The organism is Methanococcoides seepicolus (assembly GCF_023684405.1).
GTDB lineage: Archaea > Halobacteriota > Methanosarcinia > Methanosarcinales > Methanosarcinaceae > Methanococcoides > Methanococcoides seepicolus.
Genome location: NZ_JAGSOI010000009.1, coordinates 20,565 through 45,920, shown reverse-complemented (window position 1 = coordinate 45,920; position 25,356 = coordinate 20,565). Strand labels below are relative to the sequence as shown.

Annotated in this window: 16 protein-coding genes; 9 read left to right on the top strand and 7 right to left on the bottom strand. The window is 42.6% G+C overall.

Annotation, left to right across the window (positions count from 1 at the left end):
* Positions 1-5 precede the first annotated feature (5 nt).
* On the top strand, positions 6-3,284 hold the full coding sequence (locus KDK67_RS03815) for a PGF-pre-PGF domain-containing protein (protein ID WP_250867508.1): 3,279 nt from the start codon (positions 6-8) through the stop codon (positions 3,282-3,284).
* Between the two features lie 206 nt (positions 3,285-3,490).
* Here KDK67_RS03815 and KDK67_RS03810 read toward each other — a convergent pair whose 3' ends face one another.
* The gene (locus KDK67_RS03810; RefSeq protein WP_250867507.1) at positions 3,491-4,360 is read right to left on the bottom strand and encodes a DMT family transporter; all 870 of its coding nucleotides are present in this window, start codon (positions 4,358-4,360) and stop codon (positions 3,491-3,493) included.
* Positions 4,361-4,477: 117 nt separating this feature from the next.
* Between KDK67_RS03810 and pncB the strand changes: the two genes are divergently transcribed.
* A complete protein-coding gene (gene pncB, locus KDK67_RS03805) occupies positions 4,478-5,689 on the top strand; it encodes a nicotinate phosphoribosyltransferase (protein WP_250867506.1) in 1,212 nt (403 codons plus the stop codon).
* Between the two features lie 14 nt (positions 5,690-5,703).
* On the opposite strand, the gene KDK67_RS03800 is transcribed toward pncB, so the two are convergent.
* Positions 5,704-5,841 carry a hypothetical protein gene (locus KDK67_RS03800; protein WP_250867505.1) on the bottom strand — a complete coding sequence of 46 codons (138 nt, stop codon included), beginning with the start codon at positions 5,839-5,841 and terminating at the stop codon, positions 5,704-5,706.
* Positions 5,842-6,064: 223 nt separating this feature from the next.
* Between KDK67_RS03800 and KDK67_RS03795 the strand changes: the two genes are divergently transcribed.
* The 5 genes from KDK67_RS03795 to KDK67_RS03775 all read left to right on the top strand — a co-directional run bounded on the left by KDK67_RS03795 (position 6,065) and on the right by KDK67_RS03775 (position 12,577).
* Positions 6,065-8,596, top strand: coding sequence for a bifunctional aconitate hydratase 2/2-methylisocitrate dehydratase (locus KDK67_RS03795; protein WP_250867504.1), 2,532 nt, complete (start codon positions 6,065-6,067; stop codon positions 8,594-8,596).
* 336 nt (positions 8,597-8,932) lie between these two features.
* A complete protein-coding gene (locus tag KDK67_RS03790; protein WP_250867503.1) occupies positions 8,933-9,448 on the top strand; it encodes an alpha-hydroxy-acid oxidizing protein in 516 nt (171 codons plus the stop codon).
* 130 nt (positions 9,449-9,578) lie between these two features.
* Positions 9,579-9,950, top strand: a complete 372-nt coding sequence (locus KDK67_RS03785; RefSeq protein ID WP_250867502.1) for a VOC family protein — start codon at positions 9,579-9,581, stop codon at positions 9,948-9,950.
* A 46-nt stretch (positions 9,951-9,996) separates the two neighbouring features.
* Positions 9,997-11,721: a 2-oxoacid:acceptor oxidoreductase subunit alpha gene (locus KDK67_RS03780; RefSeq protein WP_250867501.1), complete on the top strand. Its 1,725-nt coding sequence runs from the start codon at positions 9,997-9,999 to the stop codon at positions 11,719-11,721.
* A gap of 1 nt (position 11,722) precedes the next feature.
* Positions 11,723-12,577, top strand: coding sequence for a 2-oxoacid:ferredoxin oxidoreductase subunit beta (locus tag KDK67_RS03775; RefSeq protein WP_250867500.1), 855 nt, complete (start codon positions 11,723-11,725; stop codon positions 12,575-12,577).
* A gap of 28 nt (positions 12,578-12,605) precedes the next feature.
* On the opposite strand, the gene KDK67_RS03770 is transcribed toward KDK67_RS03775, so the two are convergent.
* Positions 12,606-13,253, bottom strand: coding sequence for a LysE family transporter (locus tag KDK67_RS03770; protein WP_250867499.1), 648 nt, complete (start codon positions 13,251-13,253; stop codon positions 12,606-12,608).
* Between the two features lie 106 nt (positions 13,254-13,359).
* Positions 13,360-14,193 (bottom strand): hypothetical protein, encoded by an 834-nt coding sequence (locus KDK67_RS03765; protein ID WP_250867498.1) that lies wholly within the window; start codon positions 14,191-14,193, stop codon positions 13,360-13,362.
* A gap of 106 nt (positions 14,194-14,299) precedes the next feature.
* Between KDK67_RS03765 and KDK67_RS14245 the strand changes: the two genes are divergently transcribed.
* The gene (locus tag KDK67_RS14245; protein WP_276575054.1) at positions 14,300-14,431 is read left to right on the top strand and encodes a hypothetical protein; all 132 of its coding nucleotides are present in this window, start codon (positions 14,300-14,302) and stop codon (positions 14,429-14,431) included.
* 544 nt (positions 14,432-14,975) lie between these two features.
* On the opposite strand, the gene KDK67_RS03760 is transcribed toward KDK67_RS14245, so the two are convergent.
* Entirely contained in the window at positions 14,976-17,639 is a 2,664-nt protein-coding gene (locus KDK67_RS03760) for a cation-translocating P-type ATPase (RefSeq protein ID WP_250867497.1), read from the bottom strand.
* A gap of 284 nt (positions 17,640-17,923) precedes the next feature.
* On the opposite strand from KDK67_RS03760, the gene KDK67_RS03755 reads away from it, so the two are divergent.
* Entirely contained in the window at positions 17,924-22,981 is a 5,058-nt protein-coding gene (locus KDK67_RS03755; protein WP_250867496.1) for a S8 family serine peptidase, read from the top strand.
* Between the two features lie 66 nt (positions 22,982-23,047).
* On the opposite strand, the gene KDK67_RS03750 is transcribed toward KDK67_RS03755, so the two are convergent.
* Entirely contained in the window at positions 23,048-23,869 is an 822-nt protein-coding gene (locus KDK67_RS03750) for an ATP-binding response regulator (RefSeq protein WP_250867495.1), read from the bottom strand.
* A gap of 175 nt (positions 23,870-24,044) precedes the next feature.
* Positions 24,045-25,355 (bottom strand): TldD/PmbA family protein, encoded by a 1,311-nt coding sequence (locus KDK67_RS03745; RefSeq protein WP_250867494.1) that lies wholly within the window; start codon positions 25,353-25,355, stop codon positions 24,045-24,047.
* Position 25,356: the final 1 nt, after the last annotated feature.

Genomic DNA, 25,356 nt, shown 5'->3' with positions numbered 1-25,356 from the left:
TGTTTATGCAATCGATCAGAATAATTACCATCACAATATTATTATTTTGTATAGCTAATGTTGCACTTGCTGCACCTGCGGGTAATGATTCACCTGCAATAAATGAAACTACATTTCCGGCAGTAAATATGGCCCCGCTTAATCCGGAATTCATTGATTATATGGAAAAACTGGAAGAAAATGTGGATAAGGACACCCATATTCAATCATCCTCACTAAATACAGACGAATCGATAAGGGAAAGATATTCTATAAATGGTATAATTCCATCCCCGGTCGACAATTCACATATAGATAAAAGTTACACATCCAGTGTAAATGACATTTATCTGTTCTCAGCATCTGAGGAAACCCTGCCTGCATATTACGATCTCCGCAATGAGAGCAGGGTAACTCCTGTGCGAGACCAAGGACACTCAGGCAGTTGCTGGGCACATGCGGTATACGCATCTCTTGAATCATGCATGATCCTTGACGACGGATTTTATGATTTTTCCGAAAATCATATGAAGAATCTATTATCAAATAATTATCCCGAAGGGTTTGACCGCAATTCCAATGGTGGCGGAACTAGTGGAATGGCACTGGCTTACCTAGCCCGCTGGACCGGTCCGGTCAATGAATCTGATGAACCATATAATGACACATCAATTTATTCGAACACCAGCATCCCTGAAAGAAAACATGTTCAGGAAGTTCTTTACCTTCCATTTAGGGAATATAACAATTCACATGATGACGATTTTTTGAAAAGTGCAGTCATGGATTATGGTGCAGTATTCTCTTATTTTTATGTCAATTGGGCTGGATTCGATGACAAACGTCTGACCTACTATTTTGATGGGACTGATTATATAGGGGGCCATGCTGTTGCCCTGGTGGGCTGGAACGATTCCTATCCAAAGGAAAATTTTAACATCACCCCTCCTGATGACGGTGCTTTTATTTGCAAGAACAGTTGGAATACCACTGTTGGCGATGACGGGTATTTCTATATATCGTATTATGAAGCATCATTTAACGATAATACTGGTCAGGTAGCGGTCTTTATCGGTACAGAGGATGTGGATAATTACGATAATATCTACCAGTATGATCCATTGGGACATATACGTAATATAGGGTATGAAAATGCTACTATCAATGTTTCATGGGCTGCAAACATTTTCACAGCAGGTTCAGATGAATATCTGAATGCTGTCAGCTTCTACACACCGGATGAGATGACGGACTATGAACTATACATCCATAAAAATCCGGACCAAGGACCTATTAACTCCTCAGGATATGTATATTCCACATCCGACACCTTTGAGTACGCAGGATACCATACGATCGACCTAAACCATCCTGTAAAACTTGAACAAGATCAGAATTTTTCTATTGTAATTAAATTCATTGATCCGGATTATGCCGAACTTGTTGCAATAGAGAAGCCAATTGAAAACTACAGCAGCAAAGCAACCGCCAATCCCGGTGAAGGTTACATCAGTTCAAATGGAACTTCATGGACCGATATAACCTTAGATTATGAAAATACAAGCATCTGCATCAAGGCATTTACCGATGATCCGCAGGTTACATCGATAATACTTGATCCAGTAAATGCAACCATCTATGAAGGAGAAACTCTGCAATTCAACGATGAGATACTCGACCAGTATAATTATTCAATTGATGCTAATGTTGTCTGGAGTTCTCAGAATCAGACTGTTGGTACCATTAATGCAATTTCAGGACTATTTACAGCACACACTACAGGCAACACCACAATATCGGTAACCAATGGTAGTGTAGCAAATTCAACGACTGTTAATGTGCTAGATATACCTGTTTTCAGCTTAACGATGGATGAACCGCGGGAAGGTTACAATTATAGTACAGGTTCGATCTTTCTGAATGTGTCTGCAAATTTAGATGTGGATACCTGGATGTATAACATCAATGCCACAGGCAACCATACGTTTAGTCCCAACGCCACACTATCCCTTCCAGATGGTGAACATCACTTGACAGTATTTGCCAACGATACAATAGGCAATATGGCATCAGTGATGGTTAATTTCAGTATTGACACGATAGTGCCTACTGTGACTATCGAACTTCCTCAGAACACCACATATGCCACAAATACTGTTAACCTAAACGTATCTGCTGATGAGGGTGTGGCGATATGGATGTACAACGTCAACGGGACAGGGAACCATACATTTACGCCGAACATTACCATTAGCCTGCCTGATGGGGATCACAACGTGACGGTGTTCGCCAACGATACAGTAGGCAATGTGGGGATATCAATGGTTAATTTCACTATTGATACGACAGCGCCTACAGTGACTATCGAACTTCCTCAGAACACCACGTATGCCACAAATACTGTTAACCTAAACGTATCTGCTGATGAGGATGTGATAAACTGGATGTACAACGTCAACGCTACAGGCAATCATACGTTTACTCCAAACATTACACTAACCTTGCCAGAAGGTAAACATAATGTTACCGTGTTCGCCAAGGATACAGTAGGCAATGTGGGATCATCAATGATTAATTTCACTATTGATATACCTCTGCCTAGTACCCCACGTAAAACCAGTTCGTCTTCATCCGGCGGAGGAGGTTCCGGCAACACCGGTGAAGCCTTCGAGAACATTGCACTGAAAGAAGTTAAGACTATATTTATCAATAAAGATTCAGAAGTCACCTATTACTTCGAAGAGGAAGAAGACAAGATCGAGTACATTGGATTCTATTCATTGAAGAACTCAGGAAGGATATCAGCAACTATCGAAGTTCTTAACGGGAAATCGACACTTGTTACAGACACTCCACCGGGTACAGTCTATCAGCACATGAACATTTGGGTTGGCCAAGCAGGTTTTGCAACAGAGAACAACATTGCAGATCCAGTCATTGGGTTTAAAGTTAGCAAGTCATGGATCGCTGAAAATGATATTGATGAAACGACAATAACGCTATGCAGGAACCATGGTGACAAGTGGACACAACTTTCTACCACAATGCTCAGGGAGGATATGGAATACATCTACTTTGAGGCCACAACGCCCGGATTCTCACCTTTTGCCATCATTGGTTCTTCACAGCAGGCAGAAGTTACAGATCTGAGTTCAGAAGCGAATAATATAAGCACGAGCAATAGTCCATCGGGATCAGATGAAGAAAAAAAACAGTCCGAAAGCATGGGGCTTCCATTACTGTCAAACGGCATATTGATGATAATATTCTCATGTGCTTATCTGGTATTGAGGAAGCGAAGGTGATACTTCACTTTCCTTTCAAACCTTTGGACCTTAAACAACTGATTCCCAAACATTCTCCAATAAAGTACTTAGCAAGTACATGCCCACTTTTTTCATTTTATAGAGAGAACGAAGTTTCTATTCATACCCATGTACACTGAACCTCCAAGTATCCATATCTTATTGACCCAGTGATCAATACATTCCATGGACTCACATAATTGCTTTTAAGCCCTTTCTGAAAGATACACACCCGCAAGAACCAACACCGCCCCCACAAGAACGTATAGATTCGGTATGTTTCCAAGAATTATGCTGTCTCCAAGAATGGTTATTGGAGGGATAAGGTAAAGCCCATTAGTAGTTGTGCTTGAACCTGTTAGGCCTATTGCCTTGTTCCATAAGAGGAATCCGAGAGCAGAAGCGAGTATAGCCAGATACATGAGGGCAACAATAACTATTAGAAGGTCTGACTGTGAAACAATGTCGATCCTCATGTTCCTTGCCTCAAAAAGTGCAAATGGGAGCAGAAATATCGTACCTGACAGAGTGATGTCACGGGAAAGGATGAGCATATCCTTCGACCTTAATTTATCTATTATGATAGTATAGAATACCCATGAGAAGACCGAGCCGAACATTAGAAGATCACCAAGGGGATTAAGTGCAAGGTTGAATTTTCCGTTAAGTATCAGTAATCCGACTCCTACAAAGGCAATGAGCATCCCAAAGTATTTGAGTGGGTTTGAAAATGTGCGCTTTAGAATGTCAACTGTAACCAAGAAGAAAATCGGCACAGTAGCACCTATTAGTGATGCGTTCGTAGCCGTTGTATAAGTGAGTGCTACATTTTCGAACATGTAAAAACTTGTAATTCCCAGAAAACCGGCGATCATGACGTATTGTAGTTCTTTTCTGGTATAATCGGCTTTTTTTCTGCAAATAGCAGACAGAAGAATTGTTGCAATGAAAAAACGTAAGAAACCTATGGTCGCGGGGTCCAGATAATTCAACAGGACCTTTGTACCTATGAAAGAGAAACCCCAAAGGATAACGGTCGTAAGCATGTAGATGATGCCTTTTGTCCGATCTTCCATTATTTTGCCCCCGTGATTTCCGTTTTTTTAGTGAGTTCCTCTTGTGAGCCTGTCCTTTTATATATTGGTTTTGATATGTAGAATCCTATAGGTAATTCAAATCAGGGAAGAGCTCAAGTGACCCGATCGATACTGGACAATGACCTTTATAAGTTTACAATGCAGATGGCAGTGTTAGAACTGTTCCCGGATGCACGCGCTGAATACCGTTTCATCAATAGGGGCGGTCAGAGTTTTACAGATGAGTTCGTGAATGAGCTTAGGCGTACCATCGATGAGGATATTTCCAAAATGGCACTTTCCGAGGATGAATCTATCTGGCTCAAAGACAATTGTCCTTTTTTTAAACCCTCATATATTGAATACCTGAAGAACTTCCGTTTCGATCCGGAAGAAGTGAAGATAATTCTGACAGAAGAGAATGAGCTTGAACTCTGTATCGATGGTCCATGGCACAGTTCCATATTGTGGGAGATCGTACTCATGTCAACAATTTCGGAACTTTATTTTACTATAGTACATAACGAAGGGGAAGGAATATCTGCAACCAATTGCGTCGAAACTGAAACTGCTCTAATGGATGATTATGGTACTTTCATAGGCGAGATGGGAAGGGAACTGGATTCCAATGGCTGTGTATTCTCTGAATTTGGGACCCGACGCCGAAGAGGGTTCAAATTACATGATAAGGTTATCGAGGTCCTTCATAAACTGGATTCATTTTCCGGCACCAGCAATGTATATTTTGCAAAGAAGTATGGTGTGAGACCGATAGGTACCATTGGCCATGAATGGATAATGGGAAATTCCGCCCTTGTGGGTCTAAGGAATGCAAACAAATTTGCTTTTGATAACTGGGTAAAGGTGTACAAAGGTGATCTTAGTATTGCCCTCAGTGATACTTTCGGTTCAAAGCCTTTCTTTAGGAACTTCAACCTTGGGCTTGCGAAACTTTATGACGGTGTCAGGCATGACAGTGGTGACCCGATCAAGTTCGCAGATGAGGTTATCGAACATTACAAGAAGCTTGGTATCGACCCCATGAAAAAAGTGCTCGTATTCAGTGATTCGCTTCATGTAAGTGATGCTGTAAAACTGAAAGAATATTGTAGTGGCAGAATAAATTGCAGTTTCGGTATTGGCACAACCCTGACGAACAATTCGGACTTTTTCAGTTACAACCCTCCTCTGAACATGGTCATCAAGCTACACAAGATCGATGGTATACCGGTGGTGAAACTTAGCGATTCAGTAGAAAAGGCTACCGGAGATAAGGATGCTTTGAGGGTGGCTAATTACATTTTCGGCAGGAAAGGGCTGGACGATTAAATATTATTTTAGAATCAAGCCTTCAGGGATATTTCAGGATTTGGAAGATTTAGTAGAATCAGTAGTGGAATTGCACCTGCCAGGGAGATGTGGTCGGTAGTGATGCTGTCTGCAACGAACACAAGTGCGCGTGCAGCTTTGATATCTGACATCTCACCGATTTCCAGCGAAAAGTCATGGAAGTTGCAATCTCGCCTTCGACTAGGCTCATTCAAAAAAGATATTCATTTGTTGCCCCGTTAATGTCATATACAGCAAACACGATTATCAGCATCATATCCCATACAATCAAATACTGTTTTAAAGTAACCAGAGAAGAAAAAGCTACACAGTTGCCAATGCAGCCGAAAATGCAATTTCTTATGGAGGAAAAAGATGATCGAATCTTATCTAAAACACGAAGAAGAGAGGAAAGCCCAGGGAATTCCTGCACTTCCTCTGAATCCGGAACAGACTTCTGAACTTTGTGAGTTATTACAAAATCCTCCTGCAGACCAGGAAGAGTTCCTGCTCCACCTGTTCAGGGAACGAATCTCTCCTGGTGTAGACCCTGCTGCAAAGGTCAAGGCAGATTTCCTTGGTAATATATTGGCAGGAGCTGTCTATTCACCGCTTATCGACAAAAAGGAAGCGACCCGGATCCTGGGAACCATGATCGGCGGCTATAATGTCAAGTATCTTATCGAAGCACTCGGGGATGCCGAGGTAGCAGATGAGACTACCTGTGCACTTTCAGGCATAACCCTGGTCTACGATGCTTTTGAAGACGTACTGGAACTGTCAAAGACAAATGACGCTGCTAGAAAAGTTCTTGAGAGCTGGGCGAACGCTGAGTGGTTCACAAGCAGACCAGGGATCCCTGAGACCATAACTGTCAGGGTATTCAAGGTTGACGGCGAGATCAACACCGACGACCTCTCCCCCGCCAGTGCTGCATGGAGTCGCCCCGACATACCTCTTCATGCACTGGAAATGGGCAATACCCGCTTCCCGGGAGGCATTGAGGAAATGGCAAAATGGCGTGAGGAAGGAAACGAAGTTGCCTTTGTCGCTGATGTGGTAGGAACCGGATCTTCCCGCAAATCCGCCTGCAACAGTGTGCTCTGGCACATCGGCAAGGACATACCATATGTCCCAAATAAACGCCGTGGCTGTGTGATCATCGGCACTGCTATAGCTCCTATCTTCTTTAACACAGCCGAGGACTCAGGCGCTCTTCCTCTGCAAATGGATATCAGCAAGCTCAGGCACGGCGATATCATCACCATCAATACCGTAAAGGGCGAAGTAACAGATGAAGAAGGCAATGTACTCTCCACTTTAGACCTCAAACCCAACACCCTTCCGGACGAATACCGCGCAGGCGGTCGTATTCCCCTCATAATTGGTCGGTCGTTGACCACCCGGGCTCGCGAGGCACTGGGTCTCCCTGAGACAGACATATTCGTTAAACCCGATAATCCGAAGCCTGAACCGGGACAGGCTTACTCCCTGGCACAGAAGATAGTTGGTCGCGCATGCGGCGTAGATGGAGTTCTGCCTGGCACCGCCTGTGAGCCGATGATGACCACTGTCGGTTCCCAGGACACCACTGGTCCCATGACCGCTGACGAACTCACAGAACTTGCCTGCCTCAAGTTCCAGGCTCCCATGTTCATGCAGTCATTCTGTCACACCGCAGCCTACCCCAAGCCTGCGGACGTGAAGATGCAAAGGACACTGCCAAATTTTGTTTCTGAGCGTGCCGGGGTCTCCCTGCATCCGGGGGATGGGGTAATCCACAGCTGGCTTAACCGCCTGCTGGTTCCAGACACCGTGGGTACAGGTGGCGACTCTCATACCAGGTTCCCGATAGGCATATCATTCCCGGCAGGTTCCGGGCTGGTAGCCTTTGCCGGAGCTCTGGGTTTCATGCCTCTGGATATGCCCGAATCCGTGCTGGTACGTTTCAGTGGAGAGCTTAATTCTGGAATCACCCTGCGTGATGTGGTCAACGCCATACCATACTATGCTATCAAGCAGGGTCTTATGACCGTGCCAAAGAAGAACAAGATCAATATATTCAACGGACGGATCCTGGAAATTGAAGGGTTACCCGACCTCACAGCCGAGCAGGCATTCGAGCTGACGGACTCTGCTGCAGAGCGCTCAGCTGCAGCCGGTTGCATCCAGCTTGATGAGAAGCCCGTAGCCACCTATCTGCGCTCCAACCTGGCATTGATGAAAAAGATGATCGAGGACGGGTACAACGATGCACAGACTCTCCAAAAGCGCATAGATGCTGTTGAGGAGTGGCTGGAAGACCCGAAACTACTAAAAGCGGATCCGAATGCAAAGTACGCCGCCGTCATAGAGATCGATCTTGCGGACATTAAAGAGCCGATCCTTGCATGCCCAAATGATCCTGATGATGTCAAGCTGCTTTCCGAGGTTGCAGGCACCACTATTCAGGATGTCTTTATAGGGTCATGCATGACAAACATCGGTCACTTCCGCGCAGCAGCCGAGATCTGGCATGACCAGAAATTCAACCCGGATGTCCGTACCTGGATATGCCCTCCTACCCGGATGGACCAGGCAAAGCTCAGGGAAGAGTCAGTTTTCTCCGTGTACAGCCAGGTCGGTGCCCGCATCGAGATAGCGGGATGCTCACTGTGTATGGGGAACCAGGCTCGTGTACCGGATGCCTCCACAGTGTTTTCCACCAGCACCCGTAACTTCGACAACCGCGTGGGTGACGGAGCACAGGTCTACCTTGGCTCAGCGGAGCTTGGAGCGGTTATCTCCAACCTTGGCAGGATACCCACGGTAGATGAGTACATGGAAGTTTACAGGGAGAAGATCGAGCCAAAACAGGATGAGATCTACAGGTATCTTCAATTCGATGAAATGGAAGGCTACCTGTAATACAAACTACAAAACCACCTGTGGAGCACTATTAAATGTGTAACTTTAAAGTGCATTTAGCAATAATGGGCACACAACGCCCATTCTCCACATTTTTATCCTTAGTGCCTTATTTCTATAAGAATCCATCAAATTAGAATGAGAGAATTTATATGCTAATTTGATGGACTCATTGGATTCACAGGGGATACAGCAAAGGATTTTCAAGTCCACCCGGGTATAACTGCACTGGAAAGTGTAGGAAGACATGGTGTCAACATTTTCAAACCACGCTCACAGGATACTCTTATTGAACTTATACAAGAATCCGAAAGGTCCAAAGCTATAGCTGTTGGCGTGGATATTGACGGTGCCGGATCGGTTAATTTTACCCTTGCCGGAAAACCTGTGGTCAGAAAAACCATCGATGATATTAAGGAACTAAAACGCTCTACCTCCCTTCCTTTCATGGTCAAAGGGATCATGTGTGAAGACGATGCACTGGCAGCACTAGAAACAGGTGCAGATATAATAGGCATCTCAAACCATGGCGGACGTGTTCTTGATTCTACCCCCGGAGTTGCTGATGTTCTCCCTAATATAGTGAAAACCATCAGGAACAGTAAAAAGGGCAAAAAGGTAGTGATAACTGCCGATGGTGGGGTAAGGACCGGTTTTGATGTTGTGAAGATGCTTGCCCTGGGTGCTGATCATGTATTGACCGGTCGTCCAATAGTACGTGAGGCTGTCCCCCATGGTGCGGAAGGGGTTAGAAGTTTGATAGATTATATGAGGTCAGATATTGAAAAAGCAATGATAATGACCTCCTGCAATACCCTTGAAGATATTAACAGCGATATTCAATTAATGTAACTCTGACAATAAAGGACCATCCTTACTGGATCGATATTTCTGGTTCTTTTTTGTTTTTTATTACTACTCCATCACTTACCCAAACCTTAAATCGATTAACTGTCATATTAAATTTGGGAGTGATACATCTATGCCGACGATTGCACATTTTGACTTGCCTGCCAACGATATTGACAGGGCAAAGGAGTTCTATACCGAACTGTTCGACTGGAAATTTGAAAAAGTTCCGGGACCTCTGGACTACTACTTCATAGAGACGGAATCCCTCGAAGGGGAGAAAGGGGTCGGCGGAGGCATGGGGCTTCGTGGAAGTCCTGAACAGAGAATAACCAATTTCATCGAAGTTGCATCGGTTGAAGACTATTGCACTCGTGTTGAAAAGCTCGGAGGGACAGTGTTACAGCCAAAGATGCCTGTTCCAGGTTGGGGCCATCTTGCAGTTTGTATGGATACCGAAGAGAACACCTTCGGATTGTGGGAAGTTGATGAGAACGCAGCATAAGAGAAGTTTCTGATCAAAACTATCTTATTATCAAAGGGGACAAAATATGAACACAGACCTTGTGATAAAAGTAGGCGGTGCCGCAGGCCAGGGTTTACAGACCATCGGCGTAGTGCTCGCAAAGACATTCAAGAAAAGTGGTTTCAACGTTTTTACTACTCAGTTCTATCTTTCAAGGGTAAGGGGTGGACACAATACTTATCAGGTACGTATAAGCAATGAACCGATAAGGGCAATGACCGAGAAAGTCGATATCCTGATAGCTCTTGATGAGGCGTCCATCAACGAGCATCTGAACGAGATATCTGATGGTGTTGTAATAGTTGACACTGATGTTATCAAGATAGAACAGATGAATGATTCTTTCTTCCATGTTCCAATGCTGAAGATCGCAAAGGATGTTTGCGGGAACAAGATCTATTCCAACTCTGTCGCAATCGGTGCTGCGCTGGGCCTTATGTGCTTCAATTTTGAGTATCTCGAACGTGTATTGACTGCGACCTTCCAGAAAAAAGGCGATGAAATAATTGCGAATAACATAAAAGCAGCACGTGCAGGCTATGATCACGCCAAAAATAACTTCCCTTCAGCATGTAAGTTTGCCGTAAAAGAGCCTCTGGGCAAGGATGGAAGGATGCTCATTGCAGGCAATGATGCCGTTGCCCTTGGCGCTCTTGCAGCAGGAGTTCAATTCCTGGCAGCGTATCCCATGACACCTTCAACAGGTGTTATGACCTATATATCCGCAAAAGCCGATGATTTCAATGTTGTTGTCGAACAGGCGGAAGATGAGATCGCTGCTTTGAACATGGTCCTTGGTGCATCCTATGCAGGTGTGAGAACCATGACCACCACATCAGGCGGAGGTTTCTGCCTTATGGCCGAAGCACTGGGCCTTGCAGGGATAACCGAAACACCTGCAGTGATATTCCTCTCACAGAGACCGGGACCTGCCACAGGTCTGCCCACAATGACCGAACAGGGTGATCTGCAGTTCGTTCTGACAGCTGCACAGGGAGAATTCCCAAGATGCATACTGACACCTGGGACGCCTGATGATTGTTTTTATCTGACAGCAAAGGCGTTCAATATCGCAGAGAAGTTCCAGATCCCGGTATTTGTAATGAGTGACCAGTACCTTGCAGATTCCCTTTTCACCTGTGAGAAGTTCGACACTTCGAAGATAGAGATAGACAGGCATCTGCTTTCTGATGATGAACTTAAGGACAAAAAAGAGTACAACAGATATGAATTAACACCCACCGGCATATCTCCAAGGGCCATTCCAGGTCAGGCAGGATTTACAGTTGTCGTTGACAGTGATGAACATAATGAGACCGGTCATCTTGACCAGACGATCGATAACCGTATCCTGATGAACGAGAAGAGAATGAAGAAACTAAAGCTTCTGGAGAAGGAAATGGAAGCTCCAAAGCTTTATGGTTATAAGAAAGCTGACATCACTTTGATCGGCTGGGGTTCTACATACGGCCCACTTCTGGAAGTTGTGGACATCCTCACAAGCGAAGGTCATGCTGTCGACCACTTGCATTTTACCCATGTATATCCTTTGCCGGTGGATGCAATAAAAGATATGCTGGCTGATGCGGGAAAGCTAGTTTGCGTGGAGAACAATGCAACCGGACAGTTTGCGAGGCTCTTCGAGTGTGAGACTGGATTACGAATTGATGAGAATATATTGAGGTCTGACGGGAAACCCTACACTCCCGAACACATAATACGAGCTCTTGAACAGAAGAAGGTGATCTGAGATGGTAAGCGTGGAAGATTTTGGTGAGTACGAGACCGAATGGTGTCCCGGTTGCGGTAATTTCATGATATTAAAAGCTATCAAGCGTGCTCTTGCAGAGCTTGGAAAAGAACCGCATGAGGTTTTGCTGACATCAGGCATAGGTCAATCGAGCAAACTCCCGCATTATCTCAAATGCAACGTTTTCAATGGTCTCCATGGAAGGTCCCTTCCCCCTGCCATTGGTGCAAAGGTCGCGAACCATGAATTGACCGTTCTTGCTGTAACCGGTGATGGGGATTGTTATGGAGAAGGTGGGAACCACTTCGTTCATAATATAAGGAGAAATCCGGATATTACTCTCATAGTACATGATAATCAGATCTATGGCCTTACCAAGGGTCAGGCATCTCCTACCAGTGAGCTGGGCATGAAGACAAAGATCCAGAACCATGGTGTATTCAATACACCTTTAAATCCTCTGTCACTTGCAATCTCTCTAGATTGCTCTTTTGTTAGCAGGGGATTTGCAGGGGATGTGGACCATCTTACAGAGCTTATCAAAAAAGCGATACAGCACAAAGGGTTTTCTTTAGTGGACGTTCTACAGCCATGTGTTTCCTTTAATAAACTGAACACTTTCAAATGGTATTCGGAAAGGGTCTATAGAATGGAAGAGAAGGACCATTCACCCAAAGATCGTGTTAAAGCGTTTGAAAAATCCCTCGAATGGGGCGAAAAGATACCCTTGGGTGTTTTCTATGTAAATGAGAAACCAACTTTCGAGGATCATCTGGACGTTCTTTCCTCAGGACCTCTTGTAAAGAACAAGGCCGATCCTGAAAAAGTCGATGAGCTACTGGATAGTTTCATCTGACTTCTTTATTTTTTTGTTCTATCCGGATTTATACAAATGAAGATAGGTTGTTGTAGTTCGATATGAACCAGACCCCGAATATCATGAGGAAAACACTGCAAAAATATAGTATCCTTCTGTGTGTCCTTTCTGAGAAGAGGTCTTTTCCTTTAGCTGTCGATGATGCAACAGTCAGAAGATAGCCTAGGTCTGCAAACCAATGACCGATAATGAACGCAACGATGGCCAGCATACCTAAAAGATATTCTTGCAATATAATGGCACTTCCGGCAGTGAGCCACCATAAAATAAATGCAGGATTTAGAGCTGTGGTAAGGATGCCCGCAGACACCGGACCTACTGAGCCTTTGAACTTTTTGGCAGATTCAGCGATATTGACATTTGAAACGCTTTTAGCACTTTTTAGAATAACAAGCCCAAAAAGGATCATTACAATACCACCCAATATTGACACGTAGGCAATGGTGGAGTCAGTTATGAAAGAAGAAGCTCCTGCAATGACCAATAGGATAACTGTCAGTTCTACCATTGAATGCCCAAGAAATACAAATGGACCTGTACGCCATCCTTTTTCGAGTGATATGCCAACAGTGGCGAACATCATTGGACCAGGAATTAGTGCAGCTGAGATCCCTATCGTAAATCCCAGTGCCAGAGCTTTGAGAAGTTCTATCATAACATCACCCTAAATAAAATAAATTATATAATATGACGATAAATATAATATATGCACTATGTATAATGCATGCCATATTAAGCTGTTGTCATCATTTTATGATGCTTTATGTTCGCATCTGCTTTATCTCCAATAATACCTTGTACAGACCAGCACTTGCTGGTATGGTCCATACGAGCGGCCAAAACCCATCACTGGCAGTTGAGAATAGCATAAATGCAGATACGCTGAATACAGCCAGCAACTGCGTTGCTTTTATCCTCTGTTCATCCAGTCTTTCTCCTGTCCTGTCACCGATACTAATGATAGTATCTCTGTTAGTGAACAGCGGAAGAGCAAGTAGGATCATAACAGTGAAGGCAACTATTTTCAATAGGGCCATGTCCATGACCACATCAGTAATTTCGTGTATGAGAGCAAGACCAGAATAGAGGAGCAATAGTACTGCGGGTATGAGGTGACCTCTGTATGGCGAGGATAGTCTTCCGTCAAGGAAAAAACCAAGTGCTGAGATCGTCCCAAATACCCAGCTTAACTGATATGTAAGGAAAGCTCCAATGGAAAGAATGGCTAACGAGTCGATAATACCAGCCTTTGCACCTGTCGATCTGTTTACCAGTCTTAGTAACAATAAGAACCAAATTAAAGGAAAGATGGGGTGTAACCCGAAGATTATCACATGCGGCAGGGTCAATATGACCGGTATGAAAGCTGCCGACTCATGGTCAGGATCCATTTCCCTTGCAATCGCCCAGAGCAGGAATATTGTGATCCCTGCTTTTATGCCATAGACAAATGAGCTAGAAATTTCTTTGGTTATAATGAGATAGAATACAAGAGCTGAAATTGTTACAAGAGTTGCTAACTGGATTATCAGGCGATTATTTGGATTTTTTAGATCCAGTTTTCTACCAAGTGTAGTGATCTCATATTTATTCACATTATATATTGCCAGTTTTTGAATTATAAGGCTTCTGAATGTTACATCCTTTTTAATTCTCTACTGGCATCATTTTATATAGTATAGGCTTCAAAAAAGAGCTTCTATGGCAATGTCTAAAAAGGATATAGCAAGGAAAAGTGGCAAGAAAAAAGAGAAAATGGAAGGACTTGAAGCAAAGGCATCCTCAGGCGATGCTTCTGCAAAGAAGAAACTTGCAAAACTAAAGAAGAAGTGATTCTCTTTTTTTCAGAATTATTGAGTAGATGGCATATTAGAACGATCTTACTGCCATCCTCTTTTTCTGATATTCATCTCTGTTCTAAACAATATCTTATCGTTTGATTTTACATCTTCCTACTATATTAAGCACCATTTGCACGTTTTTTCTCTTATCCCTCATTTTCCAGCGTGGGAAAAGAGAGTTATCTTGACTTCACGGACAGCGGGGTTTGCCCTTACTATTTTATTCGTTTGAATGGTGTTCCAATATAAATTGAAACGTTGCTTTTAAGTTATCTTAAGTTTCATCTTTATTCGCCGTTCTGGTAAATATCAGAACAGTAATACAAAAAATATATGGATGTGAATCGAAATGAGAAGCTTGAGTTACAGTCAAAGAATTATCCTACATATTTGCTCTTGTGATGAGAGAAGCAGCAGGTGCGGATGACTGTTAGACACATGATGTCCTGGGAGACTGGAAAGAGATTCTGAAAGGAAATATTTCCTGTAGCTGCTGTGGTGATGAAGATTGAGGGTCATATAACCCTCGCATTTCATTATTTTTTGATCTGTTTGTTGTGTCTCATTTTCTGTAGGTATTTTTCCAGTTCTATCAAAAAGAAGATGGAACTTGTAATTATTATTATCACAACCCAATCAATAAGCCTGATAGGACTTGTTCTCAGGATCATGTTCATCGTAGGGTTGTAAGTAATGAACATCTGCAAACCGATCACTATCGAGATCCCAAGAAGCATATATCTATTTGAGAACATTTGTCCGAAAACGTTCTCATGGATCGATTTGCAATTGAAAAGGTAGAATATCTCGAAAAATACGATAGTATTCAACGCTATTGTTTGTGAAGTACTGATATCCATGCCATTATTGATATTGAAGATGTATAGCAGGAAAGTAGCAGTGACCATTAGTAATGCAACAGTTATTATCCTTCGTTTGATAACTGGAAGAAGCAGTGGCTCTTTTTGTGGCCTTGGTGGTCTATTAAGAAGTCTTTTCTCCATCGGTTCGACCGTCATAGAAACTCCAAGCCCCAATGCTGTTACGGTATTTATCCACAGGATGTGTAATGGCAATAGTGGCGGAGCCGCGAATCCCAGTAGAACAGCAGCTAAAATCGCCAATCCTTCTGCAGCGTTCGTGGGTAATGTCCAGAGGATCACTTTCTGTATCTTGCCATAGACATCCCTGCCTTCTTCTACCGCATTCACAATGGATGAAAAATTATCATCAGTAAGAACCATGTCCGCTGCTTCTTTTGCAACTTCGGTCCCTGATCGGCCCATTGCAACCCCGATGTCAGCATTTTCAAGTGCAGGCGCATCATTGATACCGTCCCCTGTAACTGCGACAACTTCGCCTTCCTGTTTTAATAACCCGACTATCCTGGATTTATCTTCAGGGGATGTCCTTGCAAAAACAGAGACTGACCTTAATGCTTCTATCAGCTCTTCATCGGTCATTGTTTCAATATCACTGCCCGACAATGCTCCTTCTGTACGGATTCCAAGCTGTCTTGCAATGGTGTGAGCGGTTTTGATATGGTCGCCCGTGATCATGATAACTCTGATGCCTGCATTATTACATTTGAAGATCGACTGTTTCACTTCCTCCCTTGGCGGGTCGATCATACCCTGCAATCCGAGGAAGATGAGTTCATCAATATCAACGTCTTCAAGTTCAGCCTTCCCTCTTTCGAGCTTCCGGTATGCAGTTGCAATGACCCTAAGCCCTTCGGATGCCATGTCTTCGGCAACAAGAAGTATCTTTTCAGGTTCTACTCTTGTGAAATCCTTTCCATTGAATTGCATGCTGGAAAGTTTAGAAATGATTTCAGGAGAGCCTTTTACATATACCCATGAATTGCCAGCATTATCTTGATGAAGTGTTGCCATGAATCTTTTTTCCGATTCAAACGGAATCTCATCTACCCTGGGAATGTAGAACTTGCCGGCCTTGGATGCTGAAACAAGAAGTGCTCCTTCGGTAGGGTCACCGTCAATACCCCCCTCTTCACGCAGATAAGCATCATTACAAAGTGCACCTGCTTTTAATGTTTCAAGCAATGCCCGATGATCAAAGGGATCTATTTTCTTTCCATTAAGCTCGATATCGCCCTCTGACTCATATCCGAGACCTGTAACACTGAAAACACCTTCATCCGTGTATATCTTCCGGACGGTCATCTCATTCTTTGTAAGTGTGCCGGTCTTATCCGAACAGATCACCGTTGCCGATCCAAGACTTTCGACCGCCGGCATTGTACGAATAATGGCATTTCGAGCTGCCATCTTCTTTATTCCGATAGCAAGTGTGATCGTGATGAGTGCGGGCAATCCTTCTGGAATTGCTGCGACAGCCAGACTTACGGAAGCAAAAAAGAGATCCAGAGTACCAAGTCCCCGAAATTTACCAATTGCAAATGTCAGTATTGCAACCAAAATAATTACGACAGCAAGGTTTTTGCCCATATTGTCTATCGTTCTTACAAGGGGCGTGGAGAGCTGTTTTGTCTTTTTTATAAGTTCCGATATCTTTCCGATCTCACTGTCAGAAGCGGTTGCTACTACAACACCTATACCATTTCCCTGGGTTACAAGTGTGCCTGCAAAAGCGATATTTTTTCTTTCGGCAAGTGGAAGGTTCTTAGTTTCAATGGCATCTGTATATTTCTCAACGGCTGTGGATTCTCCGGTGAGCATTGATTCATCGATGCGAAGATTTTTTTTGTGAATAAGTCGAAGGTCAGCAGGAATTCGGGCTCCCGTTTCCATCAAAACAATATCACCTACTACAAGTTCCCTGCTGGGCACTATCATTCTTTGCCCTTCTCTTAGTATACTTGTCTCAGGAACCAGCATCTTTGCAAGAGATTCAAGGGCATTTTCTGCTTTTCTTTCCTGAATGAATCCGATGACAGCATTTGCGAGAACCACTCCGATTATTACGGAAGTGTCAGCATATTCCCGAAGCAAAAAAGTGACAAGTGCTGCCAGGAGCAGGACATAGATAAGAGGGCTTGCGAACTGCCTTGCAAAACGATGGATTGAACTTTCCTTTTTCTTTAGTTCGACCTCATTAAAACCATATTTTGAAAGGCGGAGTTGCGCCTCTTCAGCAGTAAGTCCCTCTCTATCGGTCTCAAGTAATGCAAGAACCTCATCCACAGGAACATGCTGCCATTTCACTTCCCCACTCATAACTATTCATGTATGTTTGTGACGTGATATTCTTTTTGGTTTTGTTTTAGAAGATATGTTGAAGTTAGCTTCATTATCACATAATTTATGTATTATAATAAAATTTATATTATATTTCATTAAAAGTATATAATTTGAAAGGCATACCCTCATTATGATTATACGCATCCGTCTGAACTTTTAAAGGAAGTTATATATACGCATCCCAGCATAATAAATGAGTAGTTAAGAAGCGGTAGCTTTTGAGGAACATAGGGGATCTTCAAAGCATCTGGTGGTAGAATATGAAATTGCAAAAAAATAGCATTGATCTTTCTGGTATGATCTTAAAGATCGCAATCGTTGCTATGATCGCAGCAATTTTTTCAGTTTCTGCATTAGCTTTGGAGGTATCATCGCAAAGTGGGTCCCCCAGCGAGAATTATATCATACTTAAAAATGCTCAGTTCAGTACGGACGCAGTGCCTCCTTCTTCACTTTCGTCTTCAAGTCTCAGCTCCATTGAACCATTACCCACTAAACCAGAGGACTATTACATTGTTCAGTTCAAAGGTTTGATCCTTGAAGAATGGAAAAAGGATGTAAGGGGCACGGGAGCTGTTATTTTCAGTTATGTTCCGAACAATGCTTTTATTGTACGAATGAACACTTCAGTGAAAGCGGAACTAGAGAATCTGGATTCTGTTCAATGGATCGGTTTCTACGACCCTTCATACCGAGTCAGCTCTACCCTTTCGTCGGGTTCTAAGCAAAACGGCAAGGAAGATGTTCTGGTAATGCTTTTCGATGCTGGATGCAACGAGTATGTTTCAAACGATGTCATATTTATTGGTGGTAAAATACTTGACAATGGTGAAAGCATACTCAAGGTCAGGATCAACCAATCTTCGATTACTGATATTGCGGCTATCAATGGTGTAAGCTGGGTGGATAGATATGTGCAACCCGTTGTCCTGAATGATGTTGCAGCAGGTATACTAAATGTTTCCACCGTACAGAACACACATGGTTTGACCGGTAGTGGCCAGATAATTGCTGTTGCTGATACCGGATTGGACACCGGTTTTAATGATGCATCCATGCATGATGACCTTGAGGGAAGGATTGATACATTAGATGCATGGTGGGAAGAGTATAACGATACCGGTGCGGAAGATAATCACGGGCATGGTACACATGTTGCAGGTTCAGTCCTCGGAAATGGTAATCTTTCTGCTGGCTTATATTCAGGAATGGCACCTGAAGCAAGGCTTGTTTTTCAGGCATTACAGTATGATGGTACAAATCCGAAACTGACATCAGGTCGCTTACATATACCAACAAATCTGTATTCACTTTTTCAACAGGCTTATGATGCTGGTGCAAAGGTACACAGCAATAGTTGGGGTAGCAATAATTCAAATCAATATGGAAACTATACAGATAGTTCACAATATGTTGATAGTTTTATGTGGGATAATCCAGACTTACTAATCGTTTTTGCAGCCGGTAACGAAGGAGGTATAACTAATAAATTAACCCCCCCTGGAACAGCAAAAAATGCCTTAACAGTTGGTGCATCAGAGAATTACAGACCGGATAAAGGCACTTCATCAGATAACATCGATGATATTGCTTCTTTTAGCAGTAGAGGCCCAACCGATGACAATCGAATTAAACCCGATGTGGTAGCTCCGGGCACAGTTATTAGTTCCACTGCTTCCTCCCTCGTTTATAGCACTGATTACACTTATATGAGTGGGACGAGCATGGCAACCCCCTTAACAGCAGGAACTGCTGCTCTTGTGAGACAGTACTATGTTGATAATGAATCAATTTCCCCAACGGCTGCCTTATTGAAAGCAACGTTGATCAATGGTGCAGCCGATATGGGTAAATCCAGTATTGCACAGGGTTGGGGTCGCGTAGATCTTGAAAGTTCTCTTTTCCCATCATCACCACGAGCAATGCAGTACCATGATAATATAAGTCTTGGTTTAACTGATTCCTGGAGTGTCAGCTATCATCTGAACAACAGTTCAGTTCCCTTTAAAGCAACTCTGGTATGGACCGATCAACCAGCTACAGCTTTTGTTGGCAAGACTCTGGTAAATAATCTCGATCTAAATATTACAGGCCCTGATGGCAACTATTTAGGAAACGGTGGAGATGATACAAACAACGTTGAACATGTGGAACTATTATCCCCTTCAACGGGATGGTACACAGTAACAGTAAACGGTACAAATGTTCCCCAGGGTCCACAACCATTTGCAATTGTGTTATCCGGGTCTTTCAGTAGTGATGAAATTGCACCAGCCAGTGTAACTGAGCTTACTGCATCCGACATAGGAATAACATGGATAAAATGGACATGGAACAATCCAAATGATACAGATTTCAATCACACAATGCTTTACCTTGATAATGTGTTCAAAACGAATGTTTCGAATGATACGAGTTTCTATAATCTGACAGGACTTTTGGATAACACGACATATGAGTTCAGTACTAAAACAGTTGACATTTCAGGTAATATCAATTTATCATGGACAAATGATACAGCAACTACTCTTGTTACTCTTGATACCATTGCACCAATAGTCACCATTGATGTACCAGAAGAAAACCATAATTATACTTCCAATACGCTCTGGCTTAATGCTACTGCCAACGAGGATATTGCAAAATGGTGGTACAATATCAACAATACTGGTGATACCACGTTTAGTGGAAACCGGTCACTAACACTGTCTGAGGGAATTCATAATATAACCGTGATCGCACAGGATATCGCAGGAAACAATGGTTCTTCAATGGTCAATTTCAGTATTGATACCATTGCACCAATAGTCACCATTGATGTACCAGAAGAAAACCATAATTATACTTCCAGTACGCTCTGGCTTAATGCTACTGCCAACGAGGATATTGCAAAATGGTGGTACAATATCAACAATACTGGTGATACCACGTTTAGTGGAAACCGGTCACTAACACTGTCTGAGGGAATTCATAATATAACCGTGATCGCACAGGATATCGCAGGAAACAATGGTTCTTCAATGGTCAATTTCAGTATTGATACCATTGCACCTGCCAGTGTGACCGGTCTATCTGTATCTGGCAAAGGTTCCACATGGATCAACTGGACTTGGACTAATCCTTCAGATGGTGACTTCAACTACACCATGATCTATTTGGATGGTGTGTTCAAGACGAACATGACCGGTGCATCGTACAATGCTACCGGATTGATTGACAATACTGAGTATAATATCAGTACTCATACTGTGGACACTGTCGGTATTATCAATTCGACCTGGATCAATGATAGTGCCAGCACGCTGAACACTCTGCCTCCAGCCAGTGTAACTGATCTCACCACATCAGGCAGAGAAATAACATGGATAAACTGGACTTGGAACAATCCAATTGATCAGGATTTCAATCACACAATGCTTTACCTTAACAATGTGTTCCAGACGAATGTGTCGAACGATACGAGTTTCTATAATGCAACTGGACTTGCTGCTAACACAAAGTATGACTTCAGTACTAAAACAGTTGACATTTCCGGGAACATAAATGCATCATGGACTAATGCCAGTGCAACTACTAAAAATCCCCCAACTGCAAATTTCACATCCAATGTTACTTTAGGTAAACAGCCATTGAGTGTGCAGTTTATTGATAGTTCTACAGCAGCTGAAAGTTGGGTGTGGGTTTTTGGTGATGGTAATGATGCAAATGCCCAGCATCCTGTGCATACTTATGCTGAACCGGGTAAATATCATGTAAGTTTGACAGCGAACAACAGTGATGGTATAGATACTGTTACTAAGAACAATTATATCGTTGTTGTAGCACTTGTACCCCCTTTTGCAGATTTTGCATCGAATGTAACTGCTGGCACAGAACCACTTTCTGTGAGATTTGAAGACAATTCTTCCAATGCACTTACATGGGAATGGGATTTTGGAGATGTGAATACTTCAAACGAAATTGAACCAGTTCACACCTATACAACTCCAGGCAGCTACAATGTATCATTGAAAGTATCCAATGATGATGGTTCAGACTACATTCTCAAAGAAAATTTCATAACCGTTATTGCTCTTTCAAAACCTATCGCCAGTTTTACAGCTGCCCCGATAACTGGAAGCTACCCATTGACAGTGTATTTCACGGAACAGTCAATAAATGAGACCAGTTGGTTCTGGAACTTTGGTGATGGTAACACTTCAACAGAACCTGATCCTTCTCATACATATGTCACTGCAGGAACTTACAATGTATCTCTGAATGTCAGCAATGCAAAATATGACAACTTTACCTATATTTCAGACTACATCACAGTATCAACACCTACTACTGACACAACCAGTTCTAGCAGTTCTGGAAGTAGTGGCGGTGGCGGAGGAAGCAGCGTCACCAGTGAGAGATATGAGAACATCTTAGTGAAAGCTGTTGCGACCAGGTATATTGTTAATGATATAGAAAAAACCTTCACGTTCACCGAAGTGATTGATATTACTTACATCAATGTCACAGCCGACTTGACCGTTGGTGATGTCAAAGCAATAGTCGAATCACTAAATACGACCTCAAATCTTGTGTCCAAGTCACCGGAAGGAAGAGTATATAAGAATATCAATATCTGGTTAGGTGATCACGGATTTGAAAAAAGGATCATTGATTCTTCTATTGGTTTCAGAGTAGAGAAAACATGGCTTAAAGAGAACAATGTACCTGAATTTTCTGTAAGGATGAGCATATATAAGGGTAGTAGCTGGAACATTCTGCCCACCTATAAAATAGGTGAAGACGATAAATATATCTATTACGAAGCTACATCTTCTGAAATATACTCATCATTTGCAATAGTCGAAACTGTTCAAAAGGAAACGACAGCTGCAGATACAAACAACTCTCCTTTAACAGAAAATATTGTTGTTCCTGATACAAACAGGCCTTCTCCATCACTTGAGGTTTTAGAGGATGTAGAAAGTACTATCCCAGTTGTTAAGACCGAATCAAAAGGTTCCCCTGTGAAATTTCTTCTATTTGCAATACCATTACTTACTATAATTTCAGTCTCCTATATTGCAGTTAAAAGAGGCCATCACATAGAAGCAAAGGCAAAAATGTCAACCATCCTCGAAGAAATGAAACCCGAAAAGATCAATGATACAGGTACTGTTAACGATAATCCCACTATGTCGAGTAGCTCTTCAGAAAAACCAGTGTCTGAAACGGCCATTCCCAAAGTAGGGATAACAAAATCTGATGTTTCAGCAAAAATAAAGGAATTGGAAGAATCCGGCATTCTTTCGAATGTGAACAAGAAATATCTGAAGTAATTAACTAAGCAAAAAAATGTCGAAATCGAGGCTGAAACCCTTCTTCGACATCAACTAGAACTGAACTTAGAATCCCGATTCTGAAGCTTTCGAATAAATCAGGTTTTCGATGCGCTTTCTATCAGAAATATCACAGAAAGTTATCAATATCCCCATAACATCCTCGTTCTCCCCTTTTATCGGAGATCCTATAATGTCAACAGGAACTCTTGTATCGTCCTTTGTAACAAGAAGTGTCTGATTTGCAAGTCCATAGAACATGCCTTCGCGGATCACCTTCTTAACAGGATCATCGACAGTAACACCGGGTTCTTCACTTTCGACACAGAAAACATCATTCAGCGGTTTGCCAAGGATATCCATCTGTTTCCTGCCGAGAAGGGCTTCTGCAAAGGGATTGATGAATTTTATCAACCCATCTTTATCAGTTGCGATCATAGCATCTCCAGTATTGTTTAAGATCGCAGTAAGCCATTTTTGGCTTTCTTTAAGCTTGCTTTCCATCTTATGCTTATAAAGTGCGATCCCTATGTTCGTGCGAAGCTCGCTTTCCTCGAATGGTTTGAGTATATATCCAAAAGGCTCCGTTAACTTTGCCCTTTGCATGATACTATCATCGGCATAAGCTGTGATATAGACTACAGGTATCTCATATTTGATATGGATCTGATTAGCAGCTTCCACTCCATCCATACCGTCCTTTAACATGATATCCATCAAAACAAGATCAGGATAGACCTGCTCTGAGTCAGCCAGTATTTGAAGAGCTTCGTTTCCACTGTATGCTGGAACTATATCATAGTCGTACGATAGATATGCAGTAAGTAATTCGACATTATCAGGTTCATCGTCGACTACGAGTATTCTTATTCTGTCATTCTCAGCCATATTACCACCTAAAGAGCAGAACATCTGATCTTTTTACTTCAATGTTGGTCATATTGTCCCTACCAAAGTATATAGATTACTGGGCAGATGAAATTAAATATATCACATCATTATTGTAATGAGTAATATATAATAATTCCGATAGTAGTTTATATTGTTCTGTGATCACTCGATTTCAGCCTACAATACTCATCTCCGAGATTCGCAAAGATGGCACTACAGTACCTCCCACTTTACGGACATCGCTGCCTGCACCTGTGATCTTGTTCAGCATCTCGAATATATTGCCCGATAACATCAGGGACTTTATCGGTTTATCGATCTGCCCATCCTTGATAGTAAATGCATTTCTGGCCTCTACCGAGAAATCTCCAGATATCGCATTTGCCGTATGTGCACCGATGACCGTATTAATGAACACACCCTCATCGGTATCTGCGATCACATCACTTGAAGGATATTCCACGATAAGGTTTCTGGGGCCTACCGAAGGAGAAGATACATAAGAATGCCTCATTCCGTTTCCTGTGCTGGAAGTATTATCTTTTCCTGCCGTATAATTATCATAGAGGAAAGACTTGAAGATACCCTTTTCAATTATCGGAGTCCTCTGGGATGGAGTTCCTTCTTCATCGGATATGGAGGTCTCAATTCCACCCTCAAGCAATCCATCATCAATAATGTTCAGATCCGATGTAGCAATGGTCTCTCCTTTCTTGCCTATTAGTGAAGAGCGTTCTTTTTGCATATTATCCGCATCTATGGATGGTTCGAATGTGTTCTCAAAAATATCGGAGAACGCAAACGGATGCAGAATGACGTCCGTCTTCTTCGGTTCTATGGAAATACCGTCCTGTGATCTGATGGCAAGACTTGAAGCACTTGCGCCTATGCCAAAAACATCGATATCAAGTGATCTCGAAACTTCAAAATCATAAGCTGTTGAGATATCTCCTTTAGTAGTGATGACATCCACAAAACCGGAAACACCGGTACCTTCATCGACGATCTCCACACCATTCGTATTCATGATGAGGTGTTTATTGAATGATGTTGAAAAGCTTCCGGAGGTTGTATTAACACCAGGTACTGATAATGCACCTTCGATCATCTTTCCTGTGAGACCTATACATTCGTCCAGACCGATCTTGCTAATCCTTTTGTCATATGTACCTGAGACCTCAGGATATTTCGCATTTGATGGTAGTGAAGTCCATTCCGGATCACTGTCCCTCACTTTTGCAGAAGACACTGAGATGTTCACCACATCCTCGATACGACCCACATTGTTCGTACTTGCAAAACCAACCGCGCCGTTGATTATCGAACGTATACCAATTCCCTGGCTGACATTCTCTTTTGCCGACTCGATGGTATTCTTCCTGATATCTGCGGAAATAGAGTGATTATAGGAAATATATACCTCTGCTTCATCAGCACCCAGTTTTTCAGCAAGCTCAATAGCTTTCTGTGCATGTTCGAACATA